The organism is Ruegeria sp. HKCCD7296 (assembly GCF_013110775.1).
GTDB lineage: Bacteria > Pseudomonadota > Alphaproteobacteria > Rhodobacterales > Rhodobacteraceae > Ruegeria.
The window spans coordinates 88226-107673 of record NZ_WVRF01000011.1 but is presented as its reverse complement, the minus strand read 5'-3'; the positions used below and the strand labels follow the sequence as shown (position 1 = coordinate 107673).

Genomic DNA, 19448 nt, shown 5'->3' with positions numbered 1-19448 from the left:
GGACACGACATGGCGACCAAAGCACAATCCCGCATGACCCCGCTAAAGCTGTTCTCTTTTGGCTTTGTGGCCCTTTGGCTGATCATTGCTGCGTTTCCCTTTTTCTGGACCTTTTGGGGCAGCTTCAAGGTGCAAGCTGACTTCCTGTCCAAGGCCGATTGGATGAATGCACTGCGCGGCACTAACACGATCGAGCAAACCGGCAGCGCATTTACCGGTGCGGGTTACTATGGCGCGTGGATTGAAGAAGACTTCTGGTTCAACTTCAAGAACACCGGCATCGTGGTGTTTTTCACAGTAGTCATCTCGCTAACCTTCGGAACATTGGGCGGTTACGCGTTGGCCCGTTCCGGCTTTCGCTATGCATTCTGGATCCTTATGGCCGCGCTGGTGTTCCGCGCTATGCCGCACATCACGCTGGTCTCTGGTTACCTGCTGTGGTTCTTCGAGTGGAACGTCTGGGGCATTCTGCCAACGACCATCATTGTGCTTGTGGCAATCAATCAGCCTTTCACGCTGTGGATGCTGCATTCATTCTTCAAGAACATCCCGAAAGACATGGACGAAAGTGCCATGGTCGATGGCTGCACCCGGTTCCAGGCCTTCCGGCACGTGATCGTCCCGGTCATGTGGCCCGGCGTGATCACCACTGGCCTGTTCAGTTTCCTGCTGGCCTATAACGACTTTACCGTCGCGGTGATGCTGCTGAGCGAAGAGAATGAAACCATCATACCTGCGATCAACAGTTTCATGGGCACCACTCAGGTTGAAGGCAAGGTCATGTATGCGGTCGCCGCCGTGGTTTCGGCGACTGCCCCGCTGTTCGTCCTGATCCTGTTCTTCCAGCGCCAGATCGTCAGCGGTTTGACCGCCGGAGCCGTAAAGGGCTGAACATGGAGACGATTCACGATCAGAACAAGGTCCTCTTACAGCCATTGCGGGCTGCGTTTAGGGCCGGCGATCCGCAAAGGATGCAGCAGGAAATCCTGCGGATTTTCGCGCCTAACGCGAGGATCCGACTTGGCTACCCGTTCAACGAAATAACAGGCCCTCAGGAACTGTGGAGCCGTGTTTATCGCCCGCTTCTGGTTGCTATGCCCGATCTGGAACGCCGAGATTTCATTGTCATGGCAGGCCCGCGTTGGGGTGGCTCCGCCGGTGGTAGCTGGGTCGGCTTGGGCGGTAACTTTGTTGGCACGTTGCACGCGAAATGGCTGGGTATCCCAGCGACTGGCCAGCCTGTTTTCATGCGCTACCACGAATATCTGCGCGTCGAAGACGGGCAAGTCGTCGAGATGGAAGGTCTATGGGACATTCCTCAAGTTATGCTTCAGGCTGGCGTTTGGCCCATGGCTCCACAGTTGGGTGTCGAATGGATGTGCCCCGGACCGGCGGATGGGCAGGGCGTGGTGACTGCGCCAAATGACAAGGCGATGACTGATGCGTCAGTACACCTCGTTTGGGACATGCTGCATGACCTGAAGCAAGGCGATGCGACGTCCCCGGGTCGTGGTCTTGGTGGGTATTGGAGCGACAATGCCTATTGGTTTGGCCCAACCGGGTTGGGCACAGCACGCGGTCACGCAGGAATTCGGAACAGAATCTTTAGAGGCTTTCGGCAGGGACTGTCAGACAATACGCGCCATTTAGAAGATGGGGTGTTTTTCGGTGACCGCAATCTGGTGGCCTTCACCGGTTGGCCATCTGGCACCGCCACTCACTCCGGAGACGGGTTCCTCGGGCTTGCCCCGACGGGTCGTCGGGTCACGCGATGCAGTCTAGATTTCTGGCGCATCGAGAATGATCTGGTTCAAGAATGTTGGGTCATGGTCGATATGATTGATCTTTACCGACAGCTGGGTGTGGACGTGTTCGCCCGTATGGCCGCCCTAAGCGATATGAAGGAAGCGGCATGAGCTCGGCTGCAAGAAATAGTTTTGTTGCGCGTCACCCAGCGCTCAACCGGATGCCGAGGGATTTTTTGTCGGCGCGCTAACCGCGCGGTTCACATCAGAAGATTCCTCACGCACCTAAAAAGGAAGAGACACATGAAGGGCTCCCGCCCCGAACAGGCCGTGCTGACCAAAGACACGGACATGAGCAAAACCGACGAGACCCGCGCCGTGATCGAGGGGATGGTCGATGGTTTGAACGACCACCGCATCGACGATATAGGCGAGTTCTTTTCGGAAGGGTTCCGCTGGCTGGGCAACCAGGGCTGCGGCACCAAAACCGGGTTGAAAGAGTTTCAGGAAAACTGGCAACGCCCGTTTCAGGCGGCGTTCTCAGACAAGACCTGCATCGACGAGGCCCGGCTTTACATGGGCGAATGGGCTGCGGCCTTCGGCCGACAGGAGGCGACGCATTCGGGCGAATTTTTGGGCATCGCCCCGACCGGCAAGCGGGTCGAAATCCGATACATGGATTTCTGGAAAGTCGTTGACGGCAAAATCGTCGACAACTGGGTGAACGTCGATTTTGTCCATGTCGCCGCACAGCTTGGCGTTGATCTGTTCAATGGTGAAGGCTGGGAAACATTTGACCGGGGAGAGAAAACTCCGCCCCGCCCCGACAATTGAGGATTAGGACAATGGCAATCGAATATCTGAAACGCGGCAAACCCGAGGCCGACCGGGCCGAAGACGATGCCAAGACCCGTACCGTCGTCGAGGCGACGCTGAAAGATATCGAAATCCGCGGTGACATCGCAGTGCGCGAGTTGTCGGAGAAATTCGACAACTACTCGCCTAAGAGTTTCCGCCTGAGCCAACGGCAGATCGACGACCTGATCGCGTCGTTGACTGAACGCGAGCTGGCCGACATCAAGTTCGCTCAGAAGCAGGTGATTAACTTCGCTCAGGCGCAACGCGACTCGATGTTGGATATCGAGCTTGAAACTCTGCCCGGTGTGATCCTGGGTCACAAGAATATCCCGGTGCAGTCCGTGGGCTGCTACGTGCCAGGCGGCAAGTTCCCGATGGTTGCCTCGGCGCATATGTCAGTGGCAACGGCGAAAGTTGCGGGCGTTCCCAGGATTATCGCATGCACACCACCTTTTCAGGGTAAACCAAACGCGGCGGTGATCGCGGCCATGTATCTGGGCGGCGCGCATGAAATCTATGTCATGGGCGGTATTCAGGCGATTGGCGCAATGGCGATAGGGACCCAGACCATCGACCCTGTTCACATGCTGGTGGGACCAGGCAATGCCTTTGTGGCCGAAGCCAAGCGCCAGTTGTTTGGCCGCGTCGGCATTGACCTTTTCGCGGGTCCGACAGAGACAATGGTCATCGCCGATGAAACCGCAGCCGATGCCGAGCTCTGCGCGACTGATCTGCTTGGACAGGCCGAACATGGTTATAACAGCCCATGTGTCCTGATCACCAACTCGCGCAAGCTGGCTGAGGAAACACTCGTCGAAATCGACCGTATCCTCGGTATCCTACCCACCGCCAGCACAGCCAAAGTCAGTTGGGAGGAATATGGCGAGATCATCGTCTGCGATACCTATGAGGAAATGCTGCAATTGGCGGATGACATCGCGTCCGAGCACGTTCAGGTGATGACAGACCGCGACGATTGGTTCCTGGAAAACATGACCTGCTACGGCGCGTTGTTCCTTGGGCCACGCACCAACGTGGCCAACGGCGACAAGGTGATCGGCACCAACCACACCCTGCCAACCAAAAAAGCCGGTCGCTATACAGGTGGGCTCTGGGTCGGCAAGTTCATGAAAACGCACAGCTATCAGAAAGTCATCACTGACGAGGCTGCGGCGATGATCGGCGAATACGGCTCGCGCCTGTGTATGCTGGAGGGCTTTGTTGGCCATGCCGAGCAATGCAACATCCGAGTTCGCCGTTATGGGGGCATTAACGTGCCCTACGGTGAAGGCGCGGCTTATCGCGAGGCCGCCGAGGCGTCTTCGTGACCGCCAGGTAACCGCCACAGAACATGCGCCCGGGATCGACCAGGTGTTACGGATTTTGAAAGAGAAGCAGATAACACAATGCGAGATGTCGCAATGGACACACATTCTACTCACAAGGCTCTGATCGCGCCCTTGCGCGAAGCCATGTACAACTTTGACGAAACCGGCGTTCGGGCCGCTTTGGGCGCTGTGGTTGCGCCTGACGCCGTCATCCACATGCCGCATCCGTTCGGTGACCTGACCGGCCCGCAGGAGCTCTACGATACTTGCTATGCGCCGCTGCTGACATCCATGCCAGATCTGGAACGTCGCGACTGGATCGTGATGGGTGGACCCACGGAACATGGCAATGATTGGATCGGCTGTGGTGGCCACTACGTTGGTACTTTCGTTGCCCCCTGGCTGGACATCCCGCCGACCGGGCACCTGACCCATATGCGGTTCCACGAATTCTACCGCTTCGAAAATGGCAAGGTTGTCGAGATCCAGACGCTCTGGGACATTCCCGAAGTGATGATGCAGGCGAAGGCCTGGCCGATGGCCCCATCACTGGGATTGGAGTTCTGCATTCCCGGCCCGGTGACACTGGACGGGATCGTGCCCGGACCGTGGGATGAGGCGACATCACAGGCCTCGTGCAACCATATCGTCGACATGCTGAACCACCTGAAGAAACACCCCAGTCAGGGTGGGCCCGAAGTAATGGAGATGGAAAAGTTCTGGCACCCGCGCATGAACTGGTATGGCCCTGCCGGGATCGGAACCGGGCGCGGCATCTCGGGCTTCCGCAACTGGCACCAGATACCCTTTCTGAACGGCATGCCCGACCGCGGTAAATTCGTTGATGAAATCACCTATCACTTCTTTGGCGATGGCGACTATGCAGCTGTGACCGGCTGGCCCGACATGATCCAGACTGTCACCCACGATGGCTGGATGGGCATTGCACCCTCTGGCAAGCGGATCACCATGCGTAGCCTTGATTTCTGGCGGCTCGAAGGTGGTTTGATCCGCGAGAACTGGGTCATGGTCGATCTGCTGGACGCATACCGCCAACTGGGCGTAGATGTCTTTGCCCGCCTGCGTGAGTTCAACAAGGCACGCGTTCCGGGCACAATTGCGTTCCCGGTCGGCGAGGTCTGATATGCCCCAATTCCCCAGCACACCCAGTTTCAAACTACGCGGCAAGCGCGCGCTGGTTGCCGGAGCCTCGTCCGGCATCGGCATGGCCTGCGCTGTGGCGCTGGCGGAACATGGTGCTGAGGTCACTCTGGCGGCGCGCCGTACTGGCGCGCTGCAGCAAATTGCAAAGGACATGTCGGCTCGGGGGTGGTTGGCAGAGGTTCTGGAACTGGATGTGTCGGACGTGGCAGCAACTTCTGAAGCCGTGGCGCAGAGCGGGCCCTTTGATATTCTGCTGAACTCGGCCGGGCTTGCCCGCCATAGCAAGGCCGTGGACACGCAGCCGGAAGATTTTGATGCCGTGATGGGCGTCAATGTCAAAGGTGCCTATTTCCTGACCCAGGCCGTCGCCAAGGGCCTGCTCGATGCTGGCCGCTCCGGTTCGTTGATCAATATCTCCAGTCAGATGGGCCATGTCGGCGGCCGCGAACGCGCCGTTTACTGCGCGTCGAAATTCGCCGTTGAAGGGTTCTCCAAGGCGATGGCGTTAGAGTTCGGGCCCGCGAAAATCCGGGTCAACACGATCTGCCCAACTTTTATCCTGACGGACCTGACGCGCGCGACCTTCGATGACCCGGACAAACGCGCCTGGATTTTGGACAAGATCAAACTGGGTCGCCCCGGTGAAATCGAAGACATCATGGGGGCTGTGGTCTATCTCGCTTCAGACGCCTCAGCGCTTGTGACCGGGACTGCGATGATGATTGACGGTGGGTGGACAGCAGACTGATGCCTGGGCAAAAGATCACATCCTTGGACGTTGCCCGTTTGGCTGGGGTCAGTCAATCTGCGGTCAGCCGGGTGTTTACGCCCGGCGCATCCGCGTCGAAGAAAACAGCTGAGAAAGTGCGCAAGGCGGCGGACGAGCTGGGGTACCGACCCAACGTACTGGCCCGCGCAGTTGTTTCTGGAAAAAGCCGGATCATTGGTTTGGTCGTGGCGTATCTGAACAACCAGTTCTACCCCGAAGCCCTGGAAAAGCTGACGAACGCGCTGCAGGAACGTGGCTATCACGTGCTGGTCTTTATGGCATCGAACTCGGCGCAGAACATCGACAAGGTGGTCGAGGAAATCCTTGATTTCCAAGTGGATGGGATCATTGCCGCGTCGGTTGCATTGTCGTCTGATCTGTCTGATCGGTGTCAGGCAGCCGGTATTCCGGTGGTGCTGTTCAACCGGGCTCAGGACGATCCGGGGATGTCAGCGGTTTCGTCTGACAATATTGCCGGAGGCCGTAAGGTGGCTGATTTTCTTCTGGCAGGCGGTCATAAGAAAATCGGGTACATTGCGGGCTGGGAAGGGGCCTCGACCCAACGGGACCGCGAAGCAGGATTTTTAGCTGCGTTGAACAAAGCGGGCGTCGCGTTGCACGCGCGCGGGTTTGGTGACTTTTCCAGCGAAAAGTCGCGCGAGGCGACCCTCGAGATGTTTGCCTCTGATCCGCCTGACGCCGTGTTTGTCGCCAATGATCATATGGCGATTGCGGTAATGGATACTCTGAGGTTTGAGTTGGGGCTGCACGTGCCCAATGATGTTTCTGTCGTTGGATATGATGACGTGGCCGTGGCTGCATGGCCCACCTATGACCTGACCACTGTGAGGCAACCCGCCAACCGTATGGTTGCCGAAACCGTGGACATTTTACTGAGCAAAATCGAAGGCCCGGACGTCGGTCCGCGCCGGTTAGAGATTGACGGACCGCTAATTGTTCGCGGCTCTGCCCGCATACCTGAAGGATGGAAGACATGAAGGGATTTGATCCCAAATTCAAAGATTTTCCCGACTATATCATCGGCATCACCAAAGAGATTTGGGAAGATCGCGGCATTGCCACTTTGCACCACTATTATGCGCCGGACATTGTGGTGCGTTCGCCCGCTTCGGTTGTGGTTGGCAATCAAGGGGTTATCGCCGCCACGATGGCGACTCTTGCCGAGTTTCCGGATCGTACGTTGCTCGGCGAGGATGTGATCTGGTCGGGCACACCGGAAGAGGGCATGCTGTCGTCGCACCGGCTGCTGTCCACGGCAACACATTTGGGCGACGGCGTTTATGGCAATGCAACCGCTAAAAAGCTGGTTTATCGCATTCTCGCCGACTGCCACGCTATCAACAACCAGATCAACGACGAATGGCTGATCCGCGACCAGAGCGCGATCGTCCAGCAGATGGGTTGGGATCCCAAGGAATATGCCCGCGACCTGATCGCACGCGAAGGCGGACCCGACGCCTGTGTTCAGCCCTACACGCCCGCAAACGATCAGCCCGGTCCTTATAAAGGCCATGGCAACGATAATGAGTGGGGCCAGAAATACTCTGAGATCCTGACCCGGATCATGAATGCCGATATGGGTGTAATCCAGGCAGAGTATGATCGCGCGGTCCTTTCGGAATATCCCGGCGGTACCACGGGGCATAGTTGGGGGCCAGTGGATCGGTTCTGGATGGGCCTGCGCGCCTCTTTCCCGAACGCAGAATTCAAAGTTCAGCACCAGATTGGCCGCGACGATCCGATGATGCCCCCGCGTGCCGCGATCCGTTGGACGCTGCACGGCAAGCATGACGGTTGGGGCGTCTTTGGTGTGCCGACAGGGGCCGAGGTTTTTGTGCTGGGTATCAGCCAGGCCGAATTCGGTCCCTGGGGTTTGCGCAAGGAATACACCCTGTTTGACGAAACCTCGATCTGGAAACAGATTCTGCTGAAAACCGGCGATCTCTAGAATGCCGCACCGTATCTCAAATCTGGATACCGGGCAGGCGTTACGGCGGTTCCACGCCCATCGCGCCAGCCTGCGCGCCCGGCGGCTGAACAATCGCCCGCCGGGAGGTTTGGTTTGATCCGATCAAACGCAAATCAAAAGGAAAAAGATATGAGTACAATTCAAAGCCGCATCGTCCGTTATGGCGAGCTGAAACCTTGTAAGACCGCGTTCATCGATGCGCACACGCCAGGCTCGGACCAGAAAGAGAATTTTACCATCATCGGCGGCGGCGTCAGCGAAAGCCCCGATCAGCACGTCCACATCACCGACAAGATCGGGTTCAACATCGGAGCAGCGGGACAACCTCCGAAATGCCGCAACTCGCTGCACAGCCACACCACAGCCGAGGTCTTCTTTGTTGCGAAAGGCCGCTGGCGGTTCTTCTGGGGTCGATACGGGACCGCAGGAGAGTTTATCGCCGAGGAAGGCGATATCTTCAACATCCCGACAGGCATCTTCCGTGGGTTCGAGAATGTCGGCCAGGACTATGGCATGATCATGTCGATGCTGGGCGGCGATGACGCAGGTGGCGGTGTGACCTGGGCTCCGCAAGTTATTCAGGACGCGCAGGCCCATGGCTTGGTTCTAGGCAATAACGGGGTGCTCTATGACAGCAAAAAGGGCGAGGAATTGCCGCACAACGTGCAGCCCATGCCCTTGTTAACCGAGGAAGAGATGAAAGCGTACCCCGAGGTTCCCGTTGATGCGGTGATCGGCAAATATGTCGCCCGGTACTGGGACCTGATGGCGTTGGCGGCGGACAAGCCGGCGGTCGTGATTGGCGAAAATGGTCTGATCAAGGACAAGCCCGGCTTTGAGGTGGATTTCCTGACACGCGGTTCCGCCGTTTGTAAACAGGTCATAGCGAAAAAACCTGTGGTTCTGATGCCGGCCAGCGGTCATTGGCGCATCAAAATCAATGAGGTCGAAACCACCCTGTCCAACGGTGATACCGCGCTGGTTCTGCCCGGTGAAAGCTACAGCGCCGAGCCGTCGATGACCGGCGAAGCGGGTCTGTACCGTATCACTGCCACCGACGATCCGGCTGGCGCAACCTGGACAGGGGCATAACGCCAAAATTGCGTCTCCCGAAATCAATCGGGACATGCTCAGCACATCCTGCGCCCGGTTTCCGGCCCGGCGCAGGAACAAGATTTGAAGGGAGATGAATACATGACCCGCATTTCAACCACCCATGTGGGAAGCCTGCCGCGCAGTCAGGAGGTTGTTGACTTCATCTTCGCACGCGAGCGAGAGGAACCGTTCGATCAAGCCGCATTCGATGCCTGTATGACCGCCGCAGTGTCTGAGACGGTGCGCAAACAGGCCGATGCCGGAATTGATATCGTTTCAGACGGCGAGACCTCAAAAATCTCATATGCCACTTATGTAAAGGACCGCTATACCGGCTTTTCCGGTGACAGCCCACGCAACGCGCCGGCGGACCTCAAGATGTTTCCGGGTTTTCTGCAGCGTTTGGCAGATGACGGCGGAACGCCGCAATATGCGCGGCCCATGTGCGTAGGTGAGGTGCGCTCGAAGGGGCAGGGCGAATTGCAGAAGGACATAGATAATCTCAAGGCCGCGATGGCGGAACACGGGGTTGAGCGCGGTTTTATGAATGCCGCCAGCCCTGGGGTGATTTCCCTGTTTTTGCAGAATGATTACTACCCAACGCGTGAGACTTATCTGGTCGCGCTGGCCGACGCGATGAAGGAAGAATATGAGACCATCGTTGGTGCGGGTTTGGATTTGCAACTCGATTGTCCTGACCTTGCGCTGTCTCGTCATATGCTGTTCAATGATCTTTCTGACAATGAATTCGTGAAAATCGCCGACATGCATGTTGAGGCGTTGAATCACGCGCTGCAAAACGTCCCTTCTGACAAAGTGCGTGTCCATATTTGCTGGGGCAATTACGAGGGGCCGCATTGCTGTGACATCGGCATGGACAAGGTGTTTCCAACGCTGATGTCCACCAAGTCCCGCTATGTTCTGTTTGAAACTTCGAACCCGCGACATGCGCATGAATGGACGGTGTTCCGCGACAGCAAGGATGAGATTCCCGATGACAAAGTTCTGGTGCCCGGTGTTGTCGACACCACGACCAACTTTATCGAACACCCGGAACTGATCGCGCAGCGTGTTGAGCGGTTTGCTAACATTGTTGGGTCTGAGCGGGTGATTGCCGGATCGGATTGTGGCTTTGGCACTTTTGCTGGCTTTGGCGCGGTCGACCCGGATATCGCCTATGCCAAGCTGCGTGCGCTTGCTGAAGGGGCTGCATTGGTTAAATGACGCCTCTTATCCTTCTGCCCGGCATGATGTGCGATGCGCGGTTGTTCACCCCGCAGATTGACGCGCTGTCAGGCAAATACCCGATCCTGTCTGCACCCATTGGCGGACAGGACACGATACAAGCGCTGGCCGCCGATGTACTGGCCTATGCGCCTGAACGATTTGCTATGGCCGGGCTCTCTATGGGCGGCATCGTGGCGATGGAAATCCTACGTCAAGCACCGGATCGTGTGACTGGTATAGCGTTGATGGACACCAACCCGATGGCAGAGATGGACGAGGTCAGGGCGAGGCGCAGTCCTCAGATCGATGCCGTCGAACGCGGCAACCTGCACAAGGTGATGGCCGAAGAGATGAAGCCGAACTACCTGACTGACGGCCCACGCCGCGCCGCCATTCTGGATTTGTGCATGGATATGGCCATGGGACTTGGGCCGGGCGTTTTCATTAATCAATCCAATGCTCTGCGTGATCGCCCCGATCAGAGCAATACCCTGCGGGACTTTACCGGCGCAGCACTGGTTCTGTGCGGGCGCGACGATGCCCTGTGTCCCGTCTCAAGGCATGAGTTGATGCACGATCTGATGCCGCAGAGCCGGTTGGAGATTATCGAAAACGCCGGCCATCTGCCTACACTGGAACAACCGCAACAAACCACGGCGGCTCTGACCCGCTGGCTGGAGCTGATATGAAACAATCCCTGCTGGACCTGCTGAAAAAGGTCGACACGCCGACTGTTTGCAACGCCATCGAAGTGGCCCAGGGCAAGCGCGGATTCAATGATTTTACCCGGGGCACAATGCTGTGCTCTGATCCCGATGCAGGCGCGATGGTGGGATATGCCCGCACCGCTAAGATTGCCGCCGTGAATCCGCCGACCGAGGCCCCCGACGTGATCCGCGCGCGCCGAATGGACTATTACCGGCACATGGCCTCGGGCAGTGGCCCATCTGTGACCGTTGTGGAAGACACGGACTACCCCAACTGCATCGGCGCTTATTGGGGTGAGATCAATACGACCGTACACAAGGGTTTCGGCATCAGCGGCGCCCTGACCAACGGCGTGATGCGAGACCTCGGCGACCTGCCGGATGGATTTCCGGTAGTTGCCGGGTCTGTCGGGCCAAGCCACGGATTCGTGCACGTGAAAGAAGTTGGCACACCGGTGACAATCTACGGCCTTGTGATCAAAGATGGAGACCTTGTGCATGCCGACCGGCATGGTGCCCTTGTTGTCCCACCCGAAGTGGTGGACGATCTAGAGCAGGCGATCATCAAGCTGCTTGAAACCGAAAAACTGATCCTTGAACCCGCCCGCGCAACAGGGTTCGATTTCGACACTTTTGAAAAAGCATGGACGGCGTTCGAAGCCTCTCGGACTTAGGGGCAGAACTCATAGCCAATAGATGACCATACCGGCGAGAGTGATGGCTGAGAGGAAGACTGTGAGACACCTGTCGTACCGCGTCGCGACACGCCCCCAGTCCTTCAATTCAATCTGCCAAACATGATCTCAATCCGATTGCGCGTTTGTAGCGGCGCATGTCGTATCGGACGGTTGTTTTGCGCTGTTTGCGTCCTGGGATACACACGCGTATCCCTTGGATTTTTAGCCCTTCTCTGAACCAATCGGCATCATAGCCGCGATCAACCTGCAACTATTCGACATTTGGCAGACTGCTGACAAATGCCCTAGCACAAATGTAGTCGCTGACCTGACCAGCAGTGAAGAACAGGTTCAAAAGGCGTCCCTGACTATCACAAACTGCATCCAACTTTATGTTCATGCCGCTCTTGGTGCGCCCGATCAGAAGTCCAGGGCCTCTTTTTCACGGCAAGACTGGAAGCTGTGCGATGGACTTTCAGGTGTTTAGCATCGATCATGACCGTCTTTTCTTCGCCGTGGTTGGCAGCCAAGCCAACCAAAATCCGGGCAAAGATACCTTTGTCACTCCACCGCTTCCAACGATTGTAGAGCGTTTCCAGGGCTTTCGCGGCCCCCTTGGGGCCGCGGTCCCCTTCAACTGTGTGGTCCATATTTCCTGGGTTCATTGCGCGAACGTAACCCGCTGCGGTTGACGAGGATAATCCCACTCAAGGCACGCCTGTCATCAACGCGAGGTTTGTCATGAGACTCTGGGTAGAACGGCGCCAGACGCGCCATTTGCTCGTCGCTCAACCAGAAAAGATCAGATATGTTCACCGCTTGTTTTGAACGCGATGAATCACGCAGCCAAACGGAAATCAACGGGTCCTGAGCCTAATACCATGCATCTGGGATTTCCTCTTTACGGCGCGCAACATAGGCGGCCAACTCTTCTTTTTTGGCCTCATCCATCGCGGGCGGTTCGTATTCGTTTAGCATCTGGTTCCAGCGCTCATAAGCGCGATGACGCATGTCTTTCGAGCCACCTTCTTCCCAGCTTTCGACATTCTCACTGTCGCTGAGTTTCGGCTCATAAAATGCCGTTTGATAGTTACGCATGGTGTGGGCACAGCCCAGGAAGTGACCTCCGGCTTCAACCTCGTCATAGGCGTCGCGGGCCAAGGCTTCGTCACTGGTGTTCAGACCCTGACCCAGCACCTTCTGGTAAGATCCCAGTCGATCGGCATCCATGATCAACTTTTCAAAGCCGGTGCACAGCCCGCCCTCAAGCCAGCCCGCGGAGTGCAGTACAAAGTTCGCTCCGGCCAGCATTGTGGAATGCATAGAATCTGCGGATTCGTAGGCGGCCTGCGCATCTTCGATCTTCGAGGCGGTCAGCGATCCGCCGCAACGCAGTGGTAGTCCGGCACGGCGCGCCAACTGGCCGATCGCATAGTTGGAAATCACCGGTTCGGGCATGCCAAAGGTCGGTGCACCGGATTTCAGCGACATTGATGAAAGGAAATTTCCTAGTACGAAAGGCGCACCCGGGCGCAGCAATTGCACGTAGGCACAGACCATCATCGCCTCGGCCATGGCCTGGGCCACGGATGCGGCCGTCGAGACCGGCCCCATGGCACCGGACAGGATGAAGGGCACTACAATCAAACCCTGACCGCGGGTCGAATAGACGCGGGCCGACTCTGTTACCACCCGGTCCACCAAGAGCGGTGAGTTCGTGTTCACGTTACCCATTATGACGCAGTTTTCTGCCATCACGTCGGCCCCAAAAACGATCTCGGCCATCTCGACGCTATCCTGTGCGCGGCTCATCTCGGTAATGGCGCCAAGATGCGGCTTGTCGCTGAGGGTCATGTGCGCGAACAGCATATCGAGGTGCCGTTTGCTGACCGGAACGTCACAGGGTTCGCAGGTGACAAAACCGCCATGATGCAGGTTTGGATGCATATAGGTCAGCTTGACCAGCTTTTCGAATGACTCAAGATCGCCATACCGGCGCCCGCCCTCAACGTCGCGTACAAAGGGCGCGCCGTAAATCGGAGCAAAAACCTGGCTCATCCCGCCAATCTGAACGGACCGTTCAGGATTTCGCGCCAGTTGGGTGAATTCGCGTGGAGCCTTGGCACAGAGATTGCGTATCCAATCGGACGGCGCGCGCACGATGTCTTTGTTGACGGTTGCACCTTCGCGCTTCCAAAGTTCCAGCGCCTCTGGGTCGTCGCGAAAGGCGATGCCGACATCTTGCAATATCCAATCCACCTGCTCCTCTAGCCGGGCGATCTGATCCTCGTCCAACACGTCGTAATGAGGCAGTGTTCGGCGAATGAAGGGAGACGGAGCAGCGCCGGTTTGCACGGCGTTTCGTGCCCTTGATGTGCGTGACCTACGAGCCATTGGACCCCTCTTTAAGCAAGTACCTAGAAAATAGCTTTCGAATCCGCCTTTGTGACGCTTGAAATAATATATGATTTGGATAAGTGGAGCTTATGCAAAACCTCTGGTCTCATTTTTCTTCACCGCGTCATCTGGTATATTTCGAAGCGGCGGCCAGAACGGAATCCTTCACGAATGCCGCGCAGGAACTAAATGTTCAGCAACCTGCAGTGAGCATGACAATCAAACAATTGGAGGTGTCATTGGGTGTTGTGCTCTTTGAGCGTAGCCACCGAAAGATCACTCTCACCAATGCTGGAAGCCGTTTGTTTTCAGATGTGACCCGGGCGTTTACCCAATTGGAACAATCCGCAGCATCGATCCGACAATTCGCAAGCAGCGACCATGTCACCCTCAGCGCATCGTCTGCCTTCAACAATTACTGGCTTTTGCCGCGCCTTGGTTCGTTCCAGCAAAATCACCCTGAAATCGACTTGCGTCTGCAATCGAGTGATCGGGAATCCGATCTTAGTGTTGAGACGATTAGTTTGGCCATCCGTCGTGGCAATGGATCTTGGCCGGAATGCGAATGCGCTTTAATTGCCGAAGAAGTGATATACCCGGTCGCCGCGCCCCGCGTGATGGCTGCGGCCGTAAACCTGAAAAACGTACCGGGGTTACTGAGCCAACGTTTGATTCACTTGGAGGAACCGATCCGCGAACGACCATCCTGGCAGCAGTGGTTTCACGAATTTGGTGTTAAGGACATGCCGCCAAGTGGCGGGCTGAGACTGAATGATTACGCTCTTGTGTTGCAGGCCGCCATTGCGGGCGAGGGGTTTGCCTTCGGTCGGCACCACCTTGTCGATCCTTTCGTGAGAAAGGGCTTGTTGGCGGGGCGTCCCGAATGGGCCTGGAAAACTGGAAACGGGTTTTATCTGGTTTGGTCCAAGATCGGGTCGTTGACGCCCAAAGCGGAAACCGTTCGTGACTGGGTGCTGAAAAACCGGCAACCCATCTGACCGGCGGGCATGCCGGAGTTTACGTCAATACATTCATCCTAAAGGTTTGGATTGGAGATCACACTCGGACTGACCCGCGGTTCTTGGATTGGCCAAACTGTGCGGCTGCTTTGACGTTTGTTGGATAGCCAGGGACGTATGCTGCCATGCCGTCAAAACGTATAGCTGATCTCGTCTACACCCCTGGGTTTCGGTTCAGTCGTAGGCTGCGGTCACAATCATTTCCACCTTCAAGACGCTGCGGGCGAGTTTGGACTCTCCGCAGGCGCGGGCAGGAGCGTGACCTTCGGGCACCCAAGCGTCCCAAACAGCATTCATCTCAGCAAAGTCTGCCATGTCGGCCAGCCAAATCTCGCATCTCAAAATACGACTCTTGTCGCTGCCTGCTTTGGTCAACAGGTCTTCAATCTTGGCCAAGATGTCGCGTGTTTGTTCAGCGACAGTAGCTGCGTCCGAGGTTTGCCCGCAAAGATAGGCGACGCCGTTGTGTTTAACGATCCGGCTCATGCGCTGGGCGGTTTCGATCCGAGTAATGGTCATTTCTTATGTCTTTCCAGTTGAGGAAGCTTGAGTTGAGTGCTTGTCGACGCCAAACAGCAGATGGCCGTTGAGGTCAATCGCGTTCAGCAACAATAAATCTGCCGCGCAAGTCGGCAGGCTATTGAGACTAATTTGGTTGGCTTGATTCCATGTTGTCTGCCAGTTCGTTTTGGTATCCGAAGAGCGCAGGTAGCCCCCCTGTATGCAGCAAAACAACCGTTTGCCTGGGCTGAATGTCTCCTTTACTCAGCAGGTGCAATAACCCCGCAAATGTTTTTGCGGAATAAACGGGGTCAAGGAATATTCCTTCGGTGCGCGCCATCTTTTCCAAGGCTGCACGGGTCACTTCGCTTAGTCTGCCGTAGCCAGGGGATAACACCTCGTCCAGAACGGTGACCTTGTCTTGCAAGGGCCCAGCGTCGATTTCCAGCAAATCCGCTAGTTTCTGCAGGACAGTGTTCATTCGGGTTTTTTGCTTGTGTTGATTTCGGCGAACGCAAACCCCAAACACAGAACAGGCATTCTTTTCCAGCGCGAGGCCTGCCAATATACCAGCGTGTGTTGCGCCGCTACCTGAAGGGACGACGACCGCGTCAACATTCGACATCTGCTGGCACAATTCTTGTCCGGCAGCGACGTAGCCCAAGGCACCTAAAGGTGGATGTTGTAAACCCAGATGAATGACATAGGGTTTGCGTCCTTGCACTCTCAGTTCTTCGGCCCGCGCGTGTAACGCAGCGTCGGCACCAACTTCGTTTTCGCCCTCGGGAAAGCTCAAGTGTTCCGCACCTAAAATCTTTGCAAGCAACACATTCCCGGACCTGTAATACTCCTTACCCATATCTGGTACACGCTCTTCCAGCTGCAGCACGGATTGCATGCCCAATTTGGCAGCCGCAGCTGCCGCAGATCGAACAAAGTTAGACTGAACAGCGCCAGTGATCAGAATAGTGTCGGCGCCTTGTCGAACAGCATCGCCAAAGTAGAATTCAAGTTGCCGCGTTTTATTTCCGCCAAATCCAAGACCTGTCAGATCATCACGTTTCAACCATAGGTCTATACCCAGTTCTAAAGACAGCCTGTCCAACCGCTCCAAGGGTGTAGGGCCAGACATGAGTTGGGCTCTAGGGAACCTGTCCAGAATGTTTTTTTGCATCATGGTTTGACCTTCGAAGTTACGCGATCGTCAATGCGCGATGAAAAAGAACACCGCAGGCGATAAAGGAAATCACGCGGATGGCAGTCGTGACCAGTGTCTGCGGTAAGTGGGGGCCTACAGTGCGACCAAGCAGGCTGCCTGTCAGTGTGAGCGCGATAAAACCCCAAAGTTGCGGGCCAAAACTGAGCATCTGAGTCTCTGTCAGGCAGTGTAAAACAAAAGCGATACCGTACGCCACCAGCGCAATGGGTTGCACCAGTTTTGCAACCTCTTTGGCGGAATGGCCTTTCGCAATCAATCCGAAAACCATTAGCGGGCCGGGCGTCGCCGCCCAAACGGTTGCCACCCCTGACAAACCGGAAACGGTTGAAAATCCTGCTGTACCAATTGAGCAACGAACGGGCAGCAAAGTCGTAAGAAGCCCAATCAGCAAAAGGCTGGCCGTCAGAACAAGGACAAACGCTTCGCTTAGCCAGGGGTAGATCGAGAGGCCTGACACCACTCCGACGAGGCAACCAATGATTGCCGTGCGAATTGTCTGTTTGTCGCTCTTCAGCACCCGTTGGTCTGTTGCGACCGCTGAAACGACAGTGTTCAAAAGTAGCAGTATCGGAACTGCTGTTGCCGTTCCAAGAAGGATCATCATCGGTGGCCCGGCAATGATGCTAAATCCGATGCCGACACCGACCTGCATCATAGCACCAAGGCCTATGGCGACCATCAAGATAGAATAGTCAACGGACACTGATTTCCCCGTTGTCCCTCATGATACTGCAGGCGCTTTTACGCCCAAGGCATGAGGCCTCCATAAGTTTTGCGCGTGGCAACGGTATGCGCCATCTGTGCCAATGTCGTCAAATCGAAGACTGGAAGACGCAGCTCTTCCTGAAGGAGCGCGGCATATGGCGGCAAATCGGTACATTCCAAAACCAGCGACCGAATATCAGGTGCACGTTGTATGAGCTTTCGCGCAGCTTCCAGAACTTCGGCCTCGATCAGGTCGGTGTCCATGCGTGTCCGCGTGTTCCGTAAGATCACCTCTGCGAATTCATTGGTGTCTTCTAAACCTTGCACTGCAACGGGGATGGTAGCTGCTCCGACACCTTCGAAGTGCTTCGCTGTCAGCGCTGAAGCGTCTGCAGTCAGCACGCCCACTGGAGCACTTGCTCCGGTCATATGAAAGGCCAGAGGCACCTGAATAAGACTGGATGCAAAGACAGGTACAGAAACAGCCGCGGCCAGTTCTTTTTGGAACAACGCCAGAAAACCGCAGCTTCCGGTGATGGCCCGAACACCTTCGGCTTCAAGGCGTTTTGCGCCCTCAATAAATGGAGCCAGCAACTCAGGCGTTGGGTTGTTTAGAAGGGTAGGGACGGTGATCCCGCTTATCATTTCGTAGAGCACCGGAAACGGAAGGCTGGACGGATTCTTGATGTGTCCTGGGGGTTTGGGGAAATAACTTTCAAGGCACAAAACCCCGATCGAAGCCCCGCAAATGTTTTGACCGCCATTGTAGATTGGCATGTGCTCAGGTCCTTTCGAATTGGAGATTTAGAAACGGTCCAGCGAAAATGGGGCCAAATCGATATTTGGGCTGCGATCAGACACAAGGTCTGCCACAAGTTCCCCAGTCTTCGGCGCCATCATCAGGCCGTAGTGAGAGTGTCCAAACGCGGCAAATAAACCGTCTTTGCCCTTCAGCGGCCCAATCGCAGGCAGGCTGTCGGGAAAAGAGGGGCGACGGCCCATCCAAAACTGCGGTTCGCCTGTATTAAGCTCCGGCACCAATGCTTTGGCTTGCTCGGTCAGAATCTTTTCTTTTCGTGGATTGGCTGGAGCATCGACGCTTGCGAACTCGGCTGTACCAGCAACTCTCAATCCACCTTGCATCGAGCTTGCGACGATCTTTGCATCCACGTCCATGACCGAATTGTTCAGCACCGCAGAGGGGTTAGGGAATTCAACATGGTAACCCCGTTCAGCCACAAGTGGTACGGGAAGTCCTAATGGCTTCAGCAGGTCGGCAGACCATACCCCGGCGGCAAGAACGACATGATGTGCATGTATTTTGCCTTGCGAAGTATCAAGCTGCCAATTGCCTCCTTCGGCTTGTGTCAGCTTGGCGACTTCGGTTCGCACGAATTCGGCCCCTTGCGCGCGCGCTTTTTCTGCAAGCACAGTGCCCAAGCGTCCCGGAGAGATCGCGCGCGCCTGGCCTTTGATCACAATTGCGGCCTTGAACGCTTTTGAAAGCGCAGGTTCCAGGCGCCGCAACTCGGCGCTGTCGACACGCTCCAATTCCCCGCCTTTTTCTCGGCGGATCCGATAACCAAGCTCGTCCAGGCTGGCCTGATCAGAATTGCGGAAAGCGTGGATGTAATAACTGTCGGCAATTAAATCTTCATGCCCGGTGCCGTGCAGATGCCGACGGTACAAATCGATGGATGGACGGCACAAAAGCTCCATCGCATCCGAGACTTCACGAACGGTTTTTTCGCCGGATTTTCCCAGAAAGCGCATCCCCCAAGGTATCATCTTCGGCCAGAATGACGCCCGTACCGACAGCGCACTTTTCGGATCCAACAGCATTTGTGGCAGTTTCTTCCAAATTCCAGGAACTGCCTGAGGAATTATCGACCAGGGTGACACCACGCCTGCATTGCCAAATGATGTTTCCTGGCCTGGCTCACCCCGGTCTACAAGACGGACCGGTATGCCCCGCTCTTGCAACGACAGCGCGCAACAAATTCCGACGATGCCAGCGCCTATGATGGTAACTTGTTGTGTCATCCTG

The 19448-nt window shown here is 56.2% G+C and carries 19 protein-coding genes and 1 pseudogene; 13 read left to right on the top strand and 7 right to left on the bottom strand.

Annotation, left to right across the window (positions count from 1 at the left end; genetic code table 11):
* Positions 1–9: 9 nt before the first annotated feature.
* The 12 genes from GS632_RS15095 to GS632_RS15040 all read left to right on the top strand — a co-directional run bounded on the left by GS632_RS15095 (position 10) and on the right by GS632_RS15040 (position 11557).
* Positions 10–891 carry a carbohydrate ABC transporter permease gene (locus GS632_RS15095; RefSeq protein WP_170575797.1) on the top strand — a complete coding sequence of 294 codons (882 nt, stop codon included), beginning with the start codon at positions 10–12 and terminating at the stop codon, positions 889–891.
* 2 nt (positions 892–893) lie between these two features.
* Entirely contained in the window at positions 894–1916 is a 1023-nt protein-coding gene (locus GS632_RS15090; RefSeq protein ID WP_171176354.1) for an ester cyclase, read from the top strand.
* A 132-nt stretch (positions 1917–2048) separates the two neighbouring features.
* Positions 2049–2579: an ester cyclase gene (locus GS632_RS15085; RefSeq protein ID WP_171721275.1), complete on the top strand. Its 531-nt coding sequence runs from the start codon at positions 2049–2051 to the stop codon at positions 2577–2579.
* Between the two features lie 11 nt (positions 2580–2590).
* Positions 2591–3931 carry a histidinol dehydrogenase gene (hisD, locus tag GS632_RS15080; RefSeq protein ID WP_171721276.1) on the top strand — a complete coding sequence of 447 codons (1341 nt, stop codon included), beginning with the start codon at positions 2591–2593 and terminating at the stop codon, positions 3929–3931.
* A 78-nt stretch (positions 3932–4009) separates the two neighbouring features.
* Positions 4010–5074, top strand: a complete 1065-nt coding sequence (locus GS632_RS15075; protein ID WP_245223163.1) for an ester cyclase — start codon at positions 4010–4012, stop codon at positions 5072–5074.
* Between the two features lies 1 nt (position 5075).
* Complete coding sequence (locus tag GS632_RS15070; RefSeq protein WP_171176359.1) at positions 5076–5843, top strand: SDR family NAD(P)-dependent oxidoreductase; 768 nt, start codon at positions 5076–5078, stop codon at positions 5841–5843.
* Positions 5843–6862 (top strand): LacI family DNA-binding transcriptional regulator, encoded by a 1020-nt coding sequence (locus GS632_RS15065; RefSeq protein WP_171721277.1) that lies wholly within the window; start codon positions 5843–5845, stop codon positions 6860–6862. Before GS632_RS15070 ends, GS632_RS15065 begins: the two co-directional genes overlap by 1 nt.
* Entirely contained in the window at positions 6859–7833 is a 975-nt protein-coding gene (locus GS632_RS15060) for an ester cyclase (RefSeq protein WP_171176363.1), read from the top strand. Before GS632_RS15065 ends, GS632_RS15060 begins: the two co-directional genes overlap by 4 nt.
* Positions 7834–7983: 150 nt before the next feature.
* Positions 7984–8946 (top strand): cupin, encoded by a 963-nt coding sequence (locus GS632_RS15055; protein ID WP_171176365.1) that lies wholly within the window; start codon positions 7984–7986, stop codon positions 8944–8946.
* Between the two features lie 102 nt (positions 8947–9048).
* Complete coding sequence (locus GS632_RS15050) at positions 9049–10173, top strand: cobalamin-independent methionine synthase II family protein (protein WP_171176367.1); 1125 nt, start codon at positions 9049–9051, stop codon at positions 10171–10173.
* Complete coding sequence (locus GS632_RS15045; RefSeq protein ID WP_171176369.1) at positions 10170–10865, top strand: alpha/beta fold hydrolase; 696 nt, start codon at positions 10170–10172, stop codon at positions 10863–10865. Before GS632_RS15050 ends, GS632_RS15045 begins: the two co-directional genes overlap by 4 nt.
* A complete protein-coding gene (locus GS632_RS15040) occupies positions 10862–11557 on the top strand; it encodes an RraA family protein (RefSeq protein WP_171176371.1) in 696 nt (231 codons plus the stop codon). The genes GS632_RS15045 and GS632_RS15040 overlap by 4 nt, the downstream gene beginning before the upstream one ends.
* 9 nt (positions 11558–11566) lie before the next feature.
* Here GS632_RS15040 and GS632_RS15035 read toward each other — a convergent pair.
* Both GS632_RS15035 and GS632_RS15030 read right to left on the bottom strand, forming a co-directional pair.
* Positions 11567–12370 (bottom strand): annotated as a pseudogene (locus GS632_RS15035) (IS5 family transposase).
* A 63-nt stretch (positions 12371–12433) separates the two neighbouring features.
* On the bottom strand, positions 12434–13954 hold the full coding sequence (locus tag GS632_RS15030) for a trimethylamine methyltransferase family protein (RefSeq protein ID WP_171176373.1): 1521 nt from the start codon (positions 13952–13954) through the stop codon (positions 12434–12436).
* A 92-nt stretch (positions 13955–14046) separates the two neighbouring features.
* On the opposite strand from GS632_RS15030, the gene GS632_RS15025 reads away from it, so the two are divergent.
* The gene (locus tag GS632_RS15025; protein ID WP_171176375.1) at positions 14047–14955 is read left to right on the top strand and encodes a LysR substrate-binding domain-containing protein; all 909 of its coding nucleotides are present in this window, start codon (positions 14047–14049) and stop codon (positions 14953–14955) included.
* A 195-nt stretch (positions 14956–15150) separates the two neighbouring features.
* On the opposite strand, the gene GS632_RS15020 is transcribed toward GS632_RS15025, so the two are convergent.
* The 5 genes from GS632_RS15020 to GS632_RS15000 form a co-directional block, all read right to left on the bottom strand.
* On the bottom strand, positions 15151–15495 hold the full coding sequence (locus GS632_RS15020) for a RidA family protein (protein ID WP_171176377.1): 345 nt from the start codon (positions 15493–15495) through the stop codon (positions 15151–15153).
* A gap of 127 nt (positions 15496–15622) precedes the next feature.
* Positions 15623–16609, bottom strand: a complete 987-nt coding sequence (locus tag GS632_RS15015; protein WP_245223162.1) for a D-cysteine desulfhydrase family protein — start codon at positions 16607–16609, stop codon at positions 15623–15625.
* A gap of 61 nt (positions 16610–16670) precedes the next feature.
* Positions 16671–17399: a hypothetical protein gene (locus tag GS632_RS15010; protein WP_171176379.1), complete on the bottom strand. Its 729-nt coding sequence runs from the start codon at positions 17397–17399 to the stop codon at positions 16671–16673.
* Positions 17400–17437: 38 nt separating this feature from the next.
* The gene (locus GS632_RS15005) at positions 17438–18178 is read right to left on the bottom strand and encodes an aspartate/glutamate racemase family protein (protein ID WP_171176381.1); all 741 of its coding nucleotides are present in this window, start codon (positions 18176–18178) and stop codon (positions 17438–17440) included.
* Positions 18179–18205: 27 nt separating this feature from the next.
* A complete protein-coding gene (locus GS632_RS15000) occupies positions 18206–19444 on the bottom strand; it encodes an FAD-binding oxidoreductase (RefSeq protein WP_171176383.1) in 1239 nt (412 codons plus the stop codon).
* Positions 19445–19448 lie beyond the last annotated feature (4 nt).